This is a genomic window from Coleofasciculus sp. LEGE 07092 (assembly GCF_015207375.1).
Classification (GTDB): domain Bacteria; phylum Cyanobacteriota; class Cyanobacteriia; order Cyanobacteriales; family Coleofasciculaceae; genus LEGE-07092.
Map to the genome: position 1 here is coordinate 63,800 of NZ_JADEWY010000010.1, position 15,988 is coordinate 79,787.

Genomic DNA, 15,988 nt, shown 5'->3' on the forward strand with positions numbered 1-15,988 from the left:
CGAGCGGGAGCAACTCAGATTTTGAAGGGTGTGGGTGGGGGGTGTAGGAGCTAATGAAAATTTGCCTATCCCCACCCAGTCCTTTTTCTGAATCGCTGGCGGCGCTCCTCAATAGGTAAGATTAGCTATACCAATCAAACAGCTAGGCTTCTCCAATCAGGAGCTACCAAGCAACCCCCTATAATGGGGTATGAATGTAAAGAAGTAATAACGCTTTTAGTGGACGTTACCCATTGTGTTCGTACTTAACGGCTACGAGTATCTCTTAGGCTTTTTGCTGGCAACCAGTTTAGTTCCCCTGTTGGCGCTGTCAGCTTCTAAGCTCCTACGACCTAACCCTCGCTCTCCAGAGCGGCGCACGACCTATGAATCTGGCATGGAGCCGATTGGAGGCGCTTGGATTCAGTTCAATATCCGTTACTATATGTTTGCTCTGGTCTTCGTGATTTTTGATGTTGAGACCGTATTCCTCTATCCTTGGGCAGTGGCATTCAATCAGTTAGGACTACTGGCTTTTATTGAAGCGCTAATTTTTATTGCAATTCTTGTGATTGCTCTTGTTTATGCTTGGCGCAAAGGAGCTCTTGAATGGTCATGAATCCCAAAAGTACGGAGACTGCTACTCTACAGCAGCAACAAAACGAAAAAATTCTCAATCCCCACAACCGTCCTGAAGTCACATCTGACCTTTCCGAAAACGTAATTTTGACAACCGTAGACGATTTGTACAACTGGGCGCGGCTGTCCAGCTTGTGGCCCATGCTCTACGGTACGGCTTGCTGCTTCATTGAATTTGCTGCCATGATTGGTTCGCGGTTTGACTTTGACCGATTCGGGCTAGTTCCTCGTTCTAGCCCTCGGCAAGCTGACTTAATTATTACAGCAGGCACAATCACCATGAAGATGGCACCCGCGATGGTGCGTCTTTACGAGCAAATGCCAGAACCTAAATACGTTATGGCAATGGGTGCTTGTACGATTACGGGTGGGATGTTCAGCGTTGATTCCACAACAGCAGTGCGGGGTGTTGACAAGTTAATTCCGGTAGATGTTTATATTCCTGGGTGCCCGCCTCGTCCGGAAGCCATCATGGACGCTATTGTTAAGTTGCGCAAGAGAGTTGCGAACGAGTCCATGCAGGAGCGAGCAAAATACAATCAAACGCACCGCTACTACAGCACAACTCATAGCATGAAAGCCGTGCCAGAGATTTTGACTGGGAAGTATTTGCAGTCTGGAACTCGTCAGACTCCACCGCAGGAATTGACGGAAGCAATGGGAATGCCAGTACCCCCGGCACTGAAATCTGTTCAAAAGCAGGAGGTAGAGCGTGGCTGAAGAGTCGAAACCAGCAGAACAAGCAGGCGAGGAGAATACTGAAACTTCTCAGCTTGTAGAGACGGGCAAGATTCAGGGTTGGCTACAGGAAAACGGCTTTGAAACAGAATTAATGGAGCCGGATCATTTAGGTGTAGAGATTCTGAAAGTTCACTCAGAAGTCTTGATACCCGTTGGCACCGCTCTCTATGCTTACGGGTTTAATTACCTGCAATGTCAAGGGGGTTACGATATCGGTCCGGGTGAAGAGTTGGTCAGTTTCTATCATTTGATTAAACTGAGCGATAATGCTGACCGACCCGAAGAAGTACGCCTGAAAGTATTTCTGCCACGAGAGAACCCTAGCGTTCCCTCTGTGTACTGGATTTGGAAGAGTGCTGATTGGCAGGAGCGGGAAACCTACGATATGTACGGCATTGTCTTTGAAGGACATCCGAACTTGAAGCGGATTTTGATGCCGGAAGATTGGGTGGGTTGGCCCCTGCGCAAGGATTATATTTCGCCGGACTTTTACGAGTTGCAGGACGCCTATTAAGTTAAAACATCTTTTTGGTAAAAAAGGTGAGAGCATCCATCTCCTGTAGGAGAGGGTGCTAATTTTTTTAGCAACACAATTGTTTCGCTGCTGACCCAACCACAGGTGTAAAACCCGACAACAAAGGGTGGGCAATGCCCACCCCTTAGAACAAAAAACGCGATAACGAAGCGCTGCTGCGGATCGCAGATCGCTTTTTTAGAACAGAGTAAGAATGTACAGCAGACTAAACAGAACAATCCAGATGATATCGACGAAGTGCCAGTAAATTTCTGCCATTTCGATGCCAACGTGCTTGGTAGCACCATAGTGTCCTGATCGACGCGATCGCCACAAAACACCTAAAATCAGTAGTACTCCAACTGTAACGTGCAGACCGTGGAAACCAGTCATCAGGTAAAAACAGCTCGAAAACACGTTAGTCCCTATACCGTAACCCAGAGTCAGGTACTCATAAACCTGACCCCCAAGGAAAATCACCCCCATAATGGCAGTGACGAGATACCACAGCCGCATCCCGGAGATATTGTTCTTTTTAATAGCAACATCGCCTTGGTGAATGACAAAACTGCTCGATACCAGAATGATAGTGTTAATCGTTGGCAGCCATAACTCGACCTCTGTGCCTTCGGGGGGCCAAGCACCGGCAGCACCCCGGTAGATCAAGTAGGCGGCAAACATCCCACCAAACATTAGAGATTCAGAAGCCAGGAATATCAACAGCCCTAAAACCCGCAAATCCGGGTGTTCTTCGTGATGAGCAACAGCCCCATCGGTAGTCGCTTCAGGACTGGGCATTACCTGATATTCGTCAAGTGTTGAACCTTGCATAACTGTGCATACCTATCAAAACGCTTCACAAGTGGTAGAGACGCGAGATATTGCGTCTCTACAGAATTTACTTAGCTTCAACCACAGGTTCGCCCGATGTTGGCGCTGCGGGATCAATCTTGCCATTGCGACCGTTCATGCCGTAGGCATATGGTCCGTGAGTTAACACGGGCAAGATTTCCCAGTTTTCAATCGCTGGGGGAGAACTGGTCGTCCATTCCAATGTCAGAGCGTCCCAAGGATTGTCACCAACTTTCGGTCCATACATCCAACTCCAGACAAAGTTAATGATGAACGGTATGATCGACAACGCCAATATAAACGCGCCGATAGTACAAATCTGATTGATGGTGGTAAATTGGGGGTCATACATGGCGACTCGCCGAGGCATCCCTTTCAAACCCAGCTCGTGCATGGGTAAGAATGTGAGATTTCCACCAATAAAGGTGAGAACAAAGTGAACTCGACCCCAGGTTTCGTTGTACATCCGCCCCGTTATCTTAGGGAACCAGTGGTAAAGTCCGGCGTAAAGACCGAATACTGAGCCGCCAAAGAGAACATAGTGGAAGTGAGCGACGATGTAGTAAGTATCGTGGACGTGAATATCAAAGGGAGCTGTACCCAAGGTTACGCCACTGAGTCCACCACACACAAACATTCCCAGCAAACCAACGGCAAATAGCATGGGACTAGTGAAGCGGATTTTGCCGCCCCAGAGGGTTGCAACCCAGCTAAATACCTTGACACCTGTCGGGATAGCGACGATGAGTGTAGATATGGTGAAAAACATCCGCATCCAAGGGGGAGTGCCGGATGTAAACATATGGTGAACCCACACAAACAAACCGACAATACAGATTGCTAGGGACGAATACGCGATCGCTTTATAACCAAAGATTGGCTTGCGGGCGTGAACTGGAATCACTTCTGACATGATCCCGAAAATCGGCAAAATCATCAGATACACTGCCGGATGGGAGTAGAACCAAAACAAATGCTGATAAACCACAACATTCCCTCCCATTTCTGGGCGGAAGAATCCTGTGCCAAAGTTGATATCAAACAGCAGCAGAGTTAAGGCAGCAGCTAATACGGGTGTTGAGAACAGAGCCAAGAGGGAGGTTGCCAAAATTGCCCAGCAGAACAACGGCAGTTGATCCCACCGCATACTCGGCACCCGCATTTTGAAGATGGTGACGATAAAGTTGACCGAACCCAAAATCGAGGATGTACCCGCCAAAACAACACTGAAAATCCACATCGACTGGGCAGTGTTGGCAGTAATCAGGCTCAAGGGCGGATACGCTGTCCAACCTGACTGCGCTCCACCAAAGACGAAACTGCCCAGTAGCAGCGTACCGGCTGGGGGTACTAGCCAAAAGGCGATGGCGTTGAGTTTCGGAAATGCCATATCCCTGGCTCCAATCATCAGCGGCACCAGGTAGTTCCCAAAACCCCCAATGGCGGCAGGCACGATCCACATAAAGATCATAATTGTGCCGTGATTGGTCAAGAGGGCGTTGTAGAGGTTGGGGTTAATTAAGTCGGCATCGGGTGTATACAGTTCAGCCCGCATGACAACAGCCATCATACCGCCAATGAGATAGAACACAAAGGAGGTTACTAGGTATTGGATACCAATAACCTTATGATCGATGTTGAAGGTGAAGTAGTCATACCACTTCCACGCCTCAGGATGCTCCTTGTGAGAAGGTTCCTGGTTTTGGGGTGAGGGAGCTGTTTGTGTTTGTGTCATAAAAAATGTGCTTGACCAACAGAAAAGCGTTGCAAGATTCACGCTTTATGGCTATATACCTTTGGGGTTATTCATGAGCTGAGTGTAGCTCACCTAAGAGATTGGCATCAATCCCCATTTCCTTAGCATAGGGAGCCAGAAACTCTGATTCAGATAGCTCGGCTGGGTTAACCGCTACGGTTTGATTTTGGTTTGACTGTCCAGCGATGCGATTTTCTTCCACCCAAGTTTGATACTCTTCAGGTGGGTGAACAAATAGCTGCGCATTCATTGATCCGTGGTAGCTACCACAGAGTTCGGCACAAACTATCGGGTAAATCCCCGGTTTGGTGGCGACGAACCGCAGTTCGGTTTGTTGACCAGGAAGCGCATCCTGCTTGAGGCGGAACTGAGGCACCCAGAACGAGTGGATCACATCCACAGCCGTGATATTGATCTGTACGTCTTTGTTAAGGGGAACGTGCAATTCACCCGAGGTAATGCCACTTTCGGGATAGGTAAATATCCAGGCAAACTGCAAACCGCTGACATTTACCACCAGATCAGCAGGATTGCCTTCCCGTTGGGGGGCGGCTCCAAAGCCGTATTTACTTGGAGTAGCCACCTCTGCCCCCTCCGAGTCTACTGCTTCTGGGTCGATAGAGGCAGGAGAGGCGATTGCGGTTCCTGGCTTTTCGGCAACCTGAGCAGGAGTGTCGGCGCGAGCCATGTGGTGATGGGCGGGTTCAAAACCCCCCATGTCTCTGTAAACCTCAACGCTGTAGATGCCGAGTCCAATGACAATAATTGCAGGAATCGCTGTCCAAAAGGCTTCCAAAGGCAGGTTGCCGATAATCGGCTCGCCATCTGTGTCATCCCCCTGACGCCGACGAAACTTAATCAACGCAATGATGATAGTGCCTTCCACCACTAGAAACAGGGCGGTGCAAATCGTCATCATCAGGTTGAAAAAGTTATCAACCAGTGGCGCTTGCTCAGAGGCTTGCTCAGGTAAGAGTCCGTGGTTTTGTCCATACCAGAGACTAATTAACGTGACTAAGATACCCGCCGTCAGGGTGAGGATAGCACCTGGGACTTTTTCCTTTTGGTTTTCATTTTGCATGTCTTACCTCCTTACCAGCAGCAGCTCTCATCCTGGATGAGGTAGAGAAGCTGCCTTTTTTCATATTGACTAGTTTGATCCTAGTTCACTGCTATTCCTAACGTTTTCTTAGGGTAGATTGGGCAGAAGGTTGGTATTTATCACTACTCATCACCGACGCGATCGGCTTTGACCGAGCAACACACAGAAGCTAGGAGTCAGCATAACACCTGCACAAGTAGTCGGTGACTTCCTTGCATGAAGCTGGACTGTATGCCACATCTAATCGTAAGACATATTTCCGTTTTCGGTTGACACGAATGCCTTATAGCAATGCCCACTCTGCTATTCATCGCGTAAGCTTTGTAGGAGTTCAATAATGCGATCGCGTTTGTATTCCCTATCAAGACAATAACTGATCGACAGCGACGCTGAAACCTGACAAAATAACCTGAGTGCTAACTCCTTCACCCTTTGTAAATAAAATTCGTTGCTGTTGAGTGAGTACGACAATCCACTGACTCTCCGGCAAGACTAACCAGACTTCTTGGCAACCGGATTCTAAGTATTCATTGGCTTTGGCGAATACGTCTTCTGCTAAATCGGTGGGAGAGATAATCTCAGCGATTAGTGGGAAACTCTGAGGCAGTACATTAGGTTCGCCAAATTGGGTAACTAATTCTGGTGTGAGATAGGCTACATCTGGACGGCGTACCTGCTTATTGGTGCGACAAGGTGCTTCTGTGTAAACGACTCCCCCCAGTTTGCGATCGCTCTTATAATTTCTCCAATTAGCTGCTAGTTCTGCTTGAATTCGACCATGCTTGAGTGTCATTCCGTTTTTCTCCACCAGTTGCCCATCCACCCATTCCATGCGATCAGGGGGATTTTGCAGAAAGTCTTCTAAAGAAAAGGCTTCTGTTTGATTGGGGATAACTGTAGAGGCTACCATTTTTTGTGTTCCCTCTTGCAACTCTTCCTTATTATGATGCCAAGCGCGATCGCGCTAGCTAGTTGAGGGACAGGGAAACTGCGATCGCACAGGAGTAGTCCTCCTTTAGCTGACATCGAGCCAACTTGAAAGTTTGACGATAGCTGTAACTCTTGTCTGTGGGTGAAACGCTTCTGTGGTGGGGATGAGAAGCGCTGATCCAAAAAAATTTCCCAGAATTGTTCCTGATCGCTCTGGGATGGGAACACTTAGAGCAACGGTTATTTACAAACTTCTCACCACTGATCAGTATGACTCAGGCTCAACCCAATCTTCTGGAACTTGCCAAGCAGGGAAATGCAAAAGCGATCGCTACCTTGATGAACCACCAGTTGCAACCAAAAGACATCACTGTCAGAGGTAGGCTAAGAGATGGTTGCTTGCAGGTGATGCTGAAAACAGCTCACATTTGAGTCTCTAGCTTATACAGTACTCCCTCATAGGACTGATAAGCTAGCTTTGAGGTCAAAATTTTGAAGTGACGTTATTTGGAAAGAAGTTTCAATATGAACGGTATTGTTCAAGGTTCAAGTGGATTAGTAAAGTTAACTCATGCTGAAATTAAGCGAAAAATCGCTTACCAGAAGTTGTTTGGGTTAGATGAATTACAGAAATATCTCTTTCGTTTCTGCAAAACTATACTGACTGCTGACGATTCTATAATCAGTCATTTTAGACTTTACGACTTAGCTCCATCGATTCTTCTCTATGGGCCACCTAATACGGGCAAGACGACTCTTTGCTACTTGCTTTTTGATCAGATTAAACAAGAAGTTACTAATGAAATCAACTTCTATACCGTTGATGTTGGTCAAATGCTTGACCCTGCTTTAGGGCAGTCCTCACGGAATCTAGAGCAGATATTTCAAGAGTTAAAAAATATTTGTTCGGATGGATCATCAGTTTTTCTTCTACTGGATGAACTAGATGCCTTTTGCATGAGTCGGAGTCGCGCTCAAGAGCATGATGCTGTTCGACGAGCGATGACTACTTTGATGCTAGAACTTGATAAGCTTCATCCATCTACAACAAGCCAACTTTTAGTATTTGGCATTACTAACGTTCCTAATTTAGTAGATACAGCCGTTGTGCGGAGATTTGCATTGAAACAATATGTTGATGCTCACTTGTCTTGGGATGACTTTAAATCATACCTGGACTATCTCAATAAGCCCATAAAATACAAGCCTAATGAAGAAGAACTGCAAAAACTGTACGACATATATAGCAACCGCTCATTCACTACAGGGGATATAAAGGCGCTGTATAAAATTTTGTTTGTTGACGTGATGTGCGCTGATATTTCCGGAAACCTACTTGACAGGCTTATTGAATTATTTGAGAAGGGATTCTCAACTCGTGACCACTTATCTATAGCATCCGAGGAGCTATCTAATGACTGATGCAGATGACGTTAAGCGGAAAATAGATGTTCATGAAGGACTTAAAAATTATGTGATAAGAGAATTGCAAGATAACGGCATTGAATGCGAGGAAACAGACTGGTACGACAGAAATGGGGATATCTTGATTGTCAACATAGAAGATGTTCCACAGGCAAGGAAAATTGTACAAAAATTGAAACAAAAATTTAGTAAGTAGTAATGAGTCAACCACATATTGAAATTAAAGCCAGGAATGTCCGTCCAGTAGACGCACGTAAAATTATTGCGAAAGGTAACGTAATAGCTGTTTTGACTACAGGGAAGATATCAAATATGGCTAGGACTCTACTTGATAAAGCAGAAATATAATGGGTTGATGAAATACCTGAGAAAGAATTCATGGAATCTGAGGCACAGGAAATGGAATTTGAGGGCTAGGAGGAAGGCAAATGTTAGATATCAGTTTTTATACAGCAAATGATCAGCCCCCATCTACGGTAGAAGTAGCAAAGGATTTTTTACTTTGGTTGTCAGAATCCGATTTTTACAAAATAGGAAAATCCATAACAAGAAAAATTCAGATAGAGGGTGAAGAAGAAAAGTTACCTCTAGTCCAATTAGGTAAAGGTAATCGCAAAAAGCTGAGGGCTTTTCTTCTTGAGGCGATTACCCAGGAAAGCGATGCTATGCTTACTCAACTCGGAGACTCTCCTTCAAAAAAAGAGTATCAAGATGCCACTTACCGTCTTAGAAAGCTGCATGAGTTACGAAAGTGTGTTGAAAACGAAAAATATCAATATCTCCAGCGAGTCTAGTTAATTCATAATAGCTAGAAACACAAGAGCGATCGCACCTCCAAAAAAAGCCCCCCTTTTTAAGGGGGGTTGGGGGGATCTAATTCCCTACCGATAATCCTGGGACTGAATATCCCGCAACCGTGCCTCCGGACGTTTAAATCTGTCCATCTGCGCTTCAAAAAACTGCCGATTCGCTTTTAAATGCTTCGGGTTTTGGTCATCCAACGGATAATAAAGAGCAGTCCGCAAGGCTTGAATTACCGCAGAGGTGACATTATACATCGATCGCTGGAAAGTAATCCCCAACTGAATCAACATATCATCCTCGCCCCGGCAGTGTTTGCGGTAGTACTCCACCAGATAAGGGGGCAAGAAGTGAAGCATATCTTGCATTAATTGTGTAGGAGGAATACCCGCCGTACCGACTGGAAACACATCAGCGTAGAGAATTCCATAATGGAAATCTTTTTGATCCTCCGGCACTTGCTTGGCTTGAGCATTATAGGACTTTGTACCCCGGAACGGAGCGGTGCGATAGAATACTGCTTCTACATAGGGTAATGCTGCTTCGTATAACCAGGTAAAGCCTTTAGATTTCGGGATAATTTCGTAACATTCACCCCGAATATAAACATGATGGTAAATCGGACGACCTGCGATCGCAAAAATTCCATTCACCAAAAAGTTCATCGCTTCCGGGACACTGGTTAGTTTCCCTTCGTCGTAGAGGTCGGACATTTCAAAGAACACCGGAGCCATCACTTCCCAGAACAAGCCCAGGTTACTGTAATAGGATAGCTGTTTCACTTGTTCAATGAACATATCGGGGAACAGCTTATACAACCCCAGCATTACGGGATTGCCTTTAAAATACGCCTTAATTGCCCTATCTGCGTTGGCTCTGTATTCTTCGGTATCTAAATAGGGGTCAAATTGCCCCCCCATCCCTCTATGCCAGAACATCGCCCGCATACAGGCTTCCGCAAATTCCATATTAATGCGATCGTGCCACAAGTGGTGGAATAACTTGGGCATTTTGAAGGTTTCGCCTTTCTCAATGAATTCTAAAAGTTCAGGATGGGCAGTTGCTTCACCGCGCCAGATTCGCAAATCGGCATCATCGCCAGCGTAATGATTGTGTAGATCTAAATACTCCTGGGGAAGGAAGTATTTGAAAAAGGGCAAGGGTTCTAAAAAGACACGCTCTGCAATATAGAGCAAGTTACGCCAGTAGAAATCCATTGGCACGGCATAAGCCTTATAAATGCCGATGATTTGCATCAAGTTTTCTGGCGTATCTGGTAACATCGATCCACCTGCTTCTAAGCGGTGGATGATATTAGCAAATTCATGATTAGATGGGAGGATTTTTGCTTTGGGTGTAGAGGAATGGGTTATTGTTGCTGTCATGGTGTTCTTGTTGTTTGTTAATAGATTTATTGGGAGCCCAGTCGAGAATCGTCTAACCTGATAATTTTCCAGGAAATTAATTCGCTGTTTAATAACACCAAGTCCATTGAAATGGACTAAAATTCTTATGCAGTCGTCTTAAGGCGACTTTAGCTTTTAGACAGTGGTTTTAACCACTGGCAGGTTGTTGCAAGTTTAGTTTAAGGCTCAGGTTGGATGTTTGTAATTGCAACTTGCTGATGGACAGGAATAGCAGCAACAATGGCGTTTGTTGTTGGTTCAGTCCAGCGTACTAACCAGGTGGGTTGGATTCCCAAAAAGAAAATAATTGCCGCTAAAACTAAAGCGGGAACCCGTTCTGCTAAATGGACTCTAGGATAGTAGGCGGTATTACTGTCGAGTCTGCCAAAACAGGTGCGGTTGAGCAAAATCACGAAATAAACGGCAGTTAAACCCGATGCCAAGATACACAAGATTGTTTGCACGGGGAATACTGAAAAACTGCCTTGGAAGACCAAAAATTCAGAGATGAAACCCACTAAACCGGGAATTCCAGCACTTGCCATTCCGCCTAAAACCAGTAAGGCGCTGGTTAAGGGCAACCCCCGCACTGGACTCATTAAACCATTGAGTACACTCAGTTCGCGGGTGCCAACTTTGGCTTCTACAATTCCCACTAAATAAAACAGAATTGCTAGAACTAAACCATGACTAACCATCTGGCAAACCGCACCTAAAATACTTAATGGCGTGAGTGCAGCAGCAGCGACGACAATATACCCCATGTGACCGATGGAGCTATAGGCTACCATCCGTTTAATATCATTTTGTGCGATCGCAGTTAATGCACCATAAACTACACTAATTACACCGACAATGGATAGTCCCGGAGCTACCAGCGCCCAAGTTTCAGGAAATAGCTGCAACCCGAACCGCACTAAACCATAAGCCCCCAACTTAGCCAGCACGCCACCCAGGAGAATGGCGATGGGTGGAGACGCTTCAACATAAGCATCTGGCAACCAAGTATGTAGGGGAACTAAGGGGATTTTGATACCAAATCCGACAAGCAGAATCGTGAGTAAGATTAATTGTGTGGTGAGAGAAAATCCTTGAGTAACAACTGAGTTGTAATCAAAGCTAGTCGATCCTGACAGCCAAGCCATTCCCAGAAATGCTGCCAGAATTAAAATTCCCGATACTGCCGTATAGATGAGGAATTTCATCGCTGCATAGCCGCGCTTTGCTCCTCCCCAAATCGCAATTAACAGATACAGGGGAATTAATTCCAACTCATAAAATAGCACAAACAGCAGCAAATTCTGAGCCACAAATGCCCCGGTAATCCCTGCATTCACCAGCAAAATCATGGAATAGTAAAGCCGGGGACGTTCAACACCATTACCGCTACCGTAAATGGCAATCCAGGTTAATAGGGCATTCAACCCCAGTAAGGGTAGAGACAAGCCATCAACTCCCAAGTTATAGCTCAAGCCTAATTGGGGAATCCACGGTAAATACTCTTGAAACTGCATTCCGGTAAGGGTTATGTCAAACTGACTGCACAGCCAGAGTGTCCAGAGAGCAATTCCCGACGCGATCGCTAAAGCGGTAAAATGAATGCGCTTTGTCGTCAGATTTCCAGGCAAAAAGCCGACAATCGCAGCGCCTAAGACAGGGAACCAGAGTAAGGTACTCAGCATACTTGATTATGTGTGATGTGTTATTTGTTGGCAGCAGATTCGGTAATGGATGTAACGAATAATTTAAGAGAACTGATACCCCTAATTTGGATTGAATTAACTACAGGTTTCACCCCTTACTCATCCGCTACATCCGCTGCTACCCTTGCAGCAAATTCTATCGCCTCACGGATTTTTATCCGCCAATAATTAGTGAAATACGAGATAACACAGGCCAGCTTAATAGCACTCCAAACAGAGCTATACCTGTAAGAATTGTCAGAGCGTAAAACTGAGTTTGACCGGAAACGTTGTACTTTAAACTCTGACCCCCAAAAACGGTGGCAATGCCCACCAGATTGACAATTCCATCTACTAAGAAGCGATCAATCCAATAGAGGATCTGAGAAACGACTGCCACTGCAAACACAATGGTTACGCGATACAGTTGGGCCGTGTAAAAGTCATACGCCAATAAGTCGCGCAGGGGCTTCCAAACCAGAGTGATGGGTTTTTCCCAACGGTCATTCAGATAAATTGTCGCACCCAAACTGATACCGAGTAAACTCGCTCCCACTAATAACAGAGCAACGGTTTTGTTGAGTGTTTCCCAACTGGGTAAAAGTTGCCATTGCCACAGTAGGATGGGAACGTGCAGAGTAAAGCCCATTAATACCATCATCGGCAAGACCATGGGCCAGTGAACTTCCGGCGATCGCTCGGTCATCTGCTTGGTTTTGCCTGTAAAAATTAGACCAAATTCGCGCATGACGCTGAAATCGGTTAAGACAGTAACAAACAGCAACACACCAACTAACCAAGGTCTAGTCGTCCACAGGTTATCTGCCATTTCCAGGAATGCCCAGAAACCGCCAAAAGGAGGTAACGCCACTAAGGAACTCGCACCGACGAGAAAGCAAATCCCCGATATCGGTCGTTTCGACCACAAACCGCCGTACTGGGTGAGGTCTTGGGTAATATTATTCCAAATAATGCCACCCGTACTCATTACCAACAGCGCCATGGCTACGGCGTGGGTGAATAATAGGATGAATGCCGTCTCAACTTGCTGAGTACCAACCGCGATAAACACCAAACCCATATAAGCGCTGACAGAATAGGATAGAGTGCGCTTGATGTCGATTTGAGCGATCGCAATTAAAGACCCACCCACCGCTGTTACTGCACCAATGAAGATTACAGCGTTTTGCACTAAGGGCGATAAAGCTAAAACAGGTTGCAGTTTAATCAACACCCAAGCACCTGTCGCCACCACCACAGAGTTACGCAAAATCGTTGAGGGAACAGGACCCTCCATCGCCTCATCCAGCCACAAATGCAGGGGGAATTGGGCGCATTTACCCATGGGACCAGCAATTAATGCCAACCCTAATAAGGTGGCAACTGTAGGGTCTATATTCGCCGTCTTTGCCCAAACTGCAAGTTCTGAAAAATTCCAAGTGCCAGCGATGGGTAAGAGAGCAACCACTCCCATTAATAGGATTAAGTCGCCAACCCGTTTGGTGAGGAAAGCGTCTCTGGCACCGGTGACGACTAAAGGCTGACTGAACCAAAATCCTACCAGTAGATAGGTTCCTAGGGTCAGGATTTCCAGAATCATGTAACTGAAGAATAAGGAGTTGCACAGGGCAAGCCCACACATTCCGGCTTCAAATAGCGCCAGCATAGAATAGAAACGCGCCCAACCCCAGTCCATCTCCTGATAACCAATGGCAAAAACTTGTGCCAGCAGGTTTAACCCTGTCACCAAGAGAGTAGCACCAATGGTTATTGAAGATAATTCCAATGGAATGGTTAAGTCTAAACCCGCCACTTGCAACCAGGGAATCAATATCTCTTGTGCTGGTTGATTCCAGGTGGCTTGCAATGCGAATAACCCATGCACAAAGGCAATGAGCGTCATCACCAAATTCATGTAACCAGCGGGTCTAGGTCCCGTGCGATGGATAATTGCAGGCGACCAAGGTATGGCTAAAGCTGCGCCAATTAGGGCATAGCACGGAATTAACCATGCAGATTGCAGGAAAAATTGACCCATCAGCATAACCTCATTTTGAGTGCAAAAAATCTCTCCTCAGTGACAGCAACACTGAAGAGTTCTCGTGTTCAACACGGTTCTTTACGAAAATTAATTCTTTTTTAATTTTTCTAACTTAAGTGTAAGGCGTCTTCGGCAAAAATAAAAGTCAGTCAACGAAACAATTTAGCAATATCAAGATTAAATTTAGCTTATTAAAGTTAACTATTGTTAAAAATAACAGTAAGTATAGATACAAATCAATAGTTAGGTTATCGGTAAGAGGTTGCTTGCAGCTAAACAGAGATAAACAGATTCTCAGCAAAAGCACTCAAGGGCAGAAAGCGATCGCCATTCCATTCTCCAAACACCGTAATAGGATGTCCACCACTCAGGGCTACTAGCTGCCAACAGTCTTCAAAACTGGGGGTGAGGAGTACTCTATTGTTAACCGAGTCACGCAATGCCCAACCACCGTTATCGTGTTCAGGAATAACAGTTTGCAGGGTTAAGGGAAATTGCTCAATCCAGGGTTGACAAGCTAATGCTTTTGTGTATTTGGCAAAGGCAGAAGCGATCGCACCTTCCCCAGGCATTTCTAAAAGCGGCGTGGGTGGGGCGTGACGCACTTTGACAACCGCTCTAAGGGGATAAGCACTCTCAAAAAATCCCAACTCGGCATCTAGAACAGTACCGGGAAAAAGACTAGTATCTAAAGGTTGGTCGCCATAGGCAAAGTTGAGGATTAGTGCTGATTTTTGGGTATCTTGTCCCCATAACCAAGTGCGTTGAGTTCGCAACTTATCCTGTTCTTCCACCCGTTGTCCTAAAATCAGCCAGCGATCGCGCACCATAGATGAAGCGGATTCCTCTTTTTGTGTCCAACCGATAGCGGTGCGGATGTCTGCTTGAGTTGCAGGAGGTAGCGTTTCCAACCGTTGAAATCCTTCTAGTAACAAATACAAACGCCCCAAACGCTCCAACAAGCGCTCCACCCAACCTGCACCCGTGTGGGGGATACCAGAGATTTCTTGTAACTGACGCGCCAATCCTGGTGCTTGAGCATCAACCATTCGTGCAGTCACTGTATCCCAAAAACTGTAATCTTGTCCTGGCAGTGTCGCCAATCCCTGCTGGACTAAATCTCGCAACCATCGGTCTAATTCTTGCACGCCACCGGTTACTTTTTCCTCACGTTGAGCCGCACGTTTCCCTTGGGCAACCGGATCGGTAACTTTTTCTGATTTTTCTGCCTTTTTTGCTTGTTTTTGACGGCGGGTTATCAGCCACTCATTTACCCAGTCGGGGGGTTGGTGCTGGGTAAAGGCATCCGGTTGACTGGCTAAGAGTAAAAATAAACCTAGTCCGTGTTTACAGGGAAATTTTCGACTCGGACAACTGCATTTAAAAGCCGTTTCTACTAAATCAATCTGAGTTTGATAGGGTTTACTGCCACTGCCTTTGCACTCTCCCCAAACCACTTCTTCATAGGTTCCTAACTCCTGCCACTTGCGTGGTGTTGCCAAGCCTTTACCATTCTTGGCGGAACTGGCATCGGGGGCGAGTGCCAGAATTTGTTCAGGACTCAGGGTAATGGGCATTCGCTGACGTTTTGCGGGTATTGCTTTGTTGTAGCATGGGGTATTCTTAACTGGAAGGATCAGGATATGGCACAGGCAAGATGCCTGTGCTACGAAGATGGTTGCGATCGCTTTTGATCTGCCATTCCCCTAAAGACAGATGCTCAACAAATATTCCAGGTCTAAAGTACCAGTTGGTGGCTAACTATCGAGTAAAAAGAATCGTCCGCATCTAACACTAAGCTTTGAGCGGTAAAATAGGCTCCTAAAAGCGGCTACTAGCACTCCAAAAAATAAATTATCCCGTCGTAGGACAGGCATCTTGCCTGTCAATCCGTAGGTGTCAATGGCAGGCGAGACGCCTGCCCTACGGTTTACGCTCCTTTTAATACACAAGAGGTCAGTTTTGTCAACCCTAGGTCACGGTAGTAAAGTTCATCAGAGTACCTCCGATGCGGGAAACTCTGCGTCTTTAGACCAGAGAGGAACGCGAGGTAGCGGTTTTAACCGCCTACTATCTTTTTCAACCATGATGTGGGTCATTGATGTACCGAGCAATTGTTT

At 46.0% G+C, this 15,988-nt stretch carries 16 protein-coding genes; 8 read left to right on the forward strand and 8 right to left on the reverse strand.

The window, feature by feature from the left end:
* Positions 1–235 precede the first annotated feature (235 nt).
* The 3 genes from ndhC to IQ257_RS04340 are packed head-to-tail and all read left to right on the forward strand — an operon-like array spanning position 236 to position 1,873.
* Complete coding sequence (gene ndhC / locus IQ257_RS04330) at positions 236–598, forward strand: photosynthetic/respiratory NAD(P)H-quinone oxidoreductase subunit C (RefSeq protein WP_193872468.1); 363 nt, start codon at positions 236–238, stop codon at positions 596–598.
* A complete protein-coding gene (locus IQ257_RS04335; protein ID WP_193872469.1) occupies positions 595–1,338 on the forward strand; it encodes an NADH dehydrogenase subunit K in 744 nt (247 codons plus the stop codon). The genes ndhC and IQ257_RS04335 overlap by 4 nt, the downstream gene beginning before the upstream one ends.
* Positions 1,331–1,873: an NAD(P)H-quinone oxidoreductase subunit J gene (locus IQ257_RS04340; protein ID WP_193872470.1), complete on the forward strand. Its 543-nt coding sequence runs from the start codon at positions 1,331–1,333 to the stop codon at positions 1,871–1,873. The genes IQ257_RS04335 and IQ257_RS04340 overlap by 8 nt, the downstream gene beginning before the upstream one ends.
* A 198-nt stretch (positions 1,874–2,071) precedes the next feature.
* Here IQ257_RS04340 and IQ257_RS04345 read toward each other — a convergent pair whose 3' ends face one another.
* The 4 genes from IQ257_RS04345 to IQ257_RS04360 form a co-directional block, all read right to left on the reverse strand.
* A complete protein-coding gene (locus IQ257_RS04345; protein WP_193872471.1) occupies positions 2,072–2,704 on the reverse strand; it encodes a cytochrome c oxidase subunit 3 in 633 nt (210 codons plus the stop codon).
* 67 nt (positions 2,705–2,771) lie between these two features.
* On the reverse strand, positions 2,772–4,460 hold the full coding sequence (gene ctaD, locus IQ257_RS04350) for a cytochrome c oxidase subunit I (RefSeq protein WP_193872472.1): 1,689 nt from the start codon (positions 4,458–4,460) through the stop codon (positions 2,772–2,774).
* Positions 4,461–4,527: 67 nt separating this feature from the next.
* Positions 4,528–5,562 (reverse strand): cytochrome c oxidase subunit II, encoded by a 1,035-nt coding sequence (locus tag IQ257_RS04355; RefSeq protein WP_193872473.1) that lies wholly within the window; start codon positions 5,560–5,562, stop codon positions 4,528–4,530.
* A 382-nt stretch (positions 5,563–5,944) separates the two neighbouring features.
* Positions 5,945–6,493: a Uma2 family endonuclease gene (locus tag IQ257_RS04360; RefSeq protein WP_193872474.1), complete on the reverse strand. Its 549-nt coding sequence runs from the start codon at positions 6,491–6,493 to the stop codon at positions 5,945–5,947.
* 290 nt (positions 6,494–6,783) lie between these two features.
* Here IQ257_RS04360 and IQ257_RS04365 point away from each other — a divergent pair, with 290 nt between their 5' ends.
* From IQ257_RS04365 to IQ257_RS04380, 4 genes are all read left to right on the forward strand, one after another.
* Complete coding sequence (locus IQ257_RS04365) at positions 6,784–6,945, forward strand: hypothetical protein (protein ID WP_193872475.1); 162 nt, start codon at positions 6,784–6,786, stop codon at positions 6,943–6,945.
* A gap of 93 nt (positions 6,946–7,038) precedes the next feature.
* Entirely contained in the window at positions 7,039–7,935 is an 897-nt protein-coding gene (locus IQ257_RS04370; RefSeq protein ID WP_193872476.1) for an AAA family ATPase, read from the forward strand.
* Entirely contained in the window at positions 7,928–8,134 is a 207-nt protein-coding gene (locus IQ257_RS04375; protein WP_193872477.1) for a hypothetical protein, read from the forward strand. The genes IQ257_RS04370 and IQ257_RS04375 overlap by 8 nt, the downstream gene beginning before the upstream one ends.
* Positions 8,135–8,366: 232 nt before the next feature.
* Positions 8,367–8,732 carry a hypothetical protein gene (locus tag IQ257_RS04380; RefSeq protein WP_193872478.1) on the forward strand — a complete coding sequence of 122 codons (366 nt, stop codon included), beginning with the start codon at positions 8,367–8,369 and terminating at the stop codon, positions 8,730–8,732.
* An 87-nt stretch (positions 8,733–8,819) separates the two neighbouring features.
* Here IQ257_RS04380 and IQ257_RS04385 read toward each other — a convergent pair whose 3' ends face one another.
* Entirely contained in the window at positions 8,820–10,124 is a 1,305-nt protein-coding gene (locus IQ257_RS04385; RefSeq protein WP_193872479.1) for a CO2 hydration protein, read from the reverse strand.
* Positions 10,125–10,324: 200 nt separating this feature from the next.
* Positions 10,325–11,827, reverse strand: a complete 1,503-nt coding sequence (locus IQ257_RS04390) for an NADH-quinone oxidoreductase subunit M (protein WP_193872480.1) — start codon at positions 11,825–11,827, stop codon at positions 10,325–10,327.
* A gap of 15 nt (positions 11,828–11,842) precedes the next feature.
* On the opposite strand from IQ257_RS04390, the gene IQ257_RS04395 reads away from it, so the two are divergent.
* A complete protein-coding gene (locus IQ257_RS04395; RefSeq protein ID WP_193872481.1) occupies positions 11,843–12,016 on the forward strand; it encodes a hypothetical protein in 174 nt (57 codons plus the stop codon).
* Here the strand turns inward: IQ257_RS04395 and IQ257_RS04400 are convergent.
* Entirely contained in the window at positions 12,003–13,865 is a 1,863-nt protein-coding gene (locus tag IQ257_RS04400) for an NAD(P)H-quinone oxidoreductase subunit F (protein WP_193872482.1), read from the reverse strand. The genes IQ257_RS04395 and IQ257_RS04400 overlap by 14 nt on opposite strands.
* A 275-nt stretch (positions 13,866–14,140) precedes the next feature.
* Positions 14,141–15,445 carry an SWIM zinc finger family protein gene (locus IQ257_RS04405; protein ID WP_193872483.1) on the reverse strand — a complete coding sequence of 435 codons (1,305 nt, stop codon included), beginning with the start codon at positions 15,443–15,445 and terminating at the stop codon, positions 14,141–14,143.
* Positions 15,446–15,988: the final 543 nt, after the last annotated feature.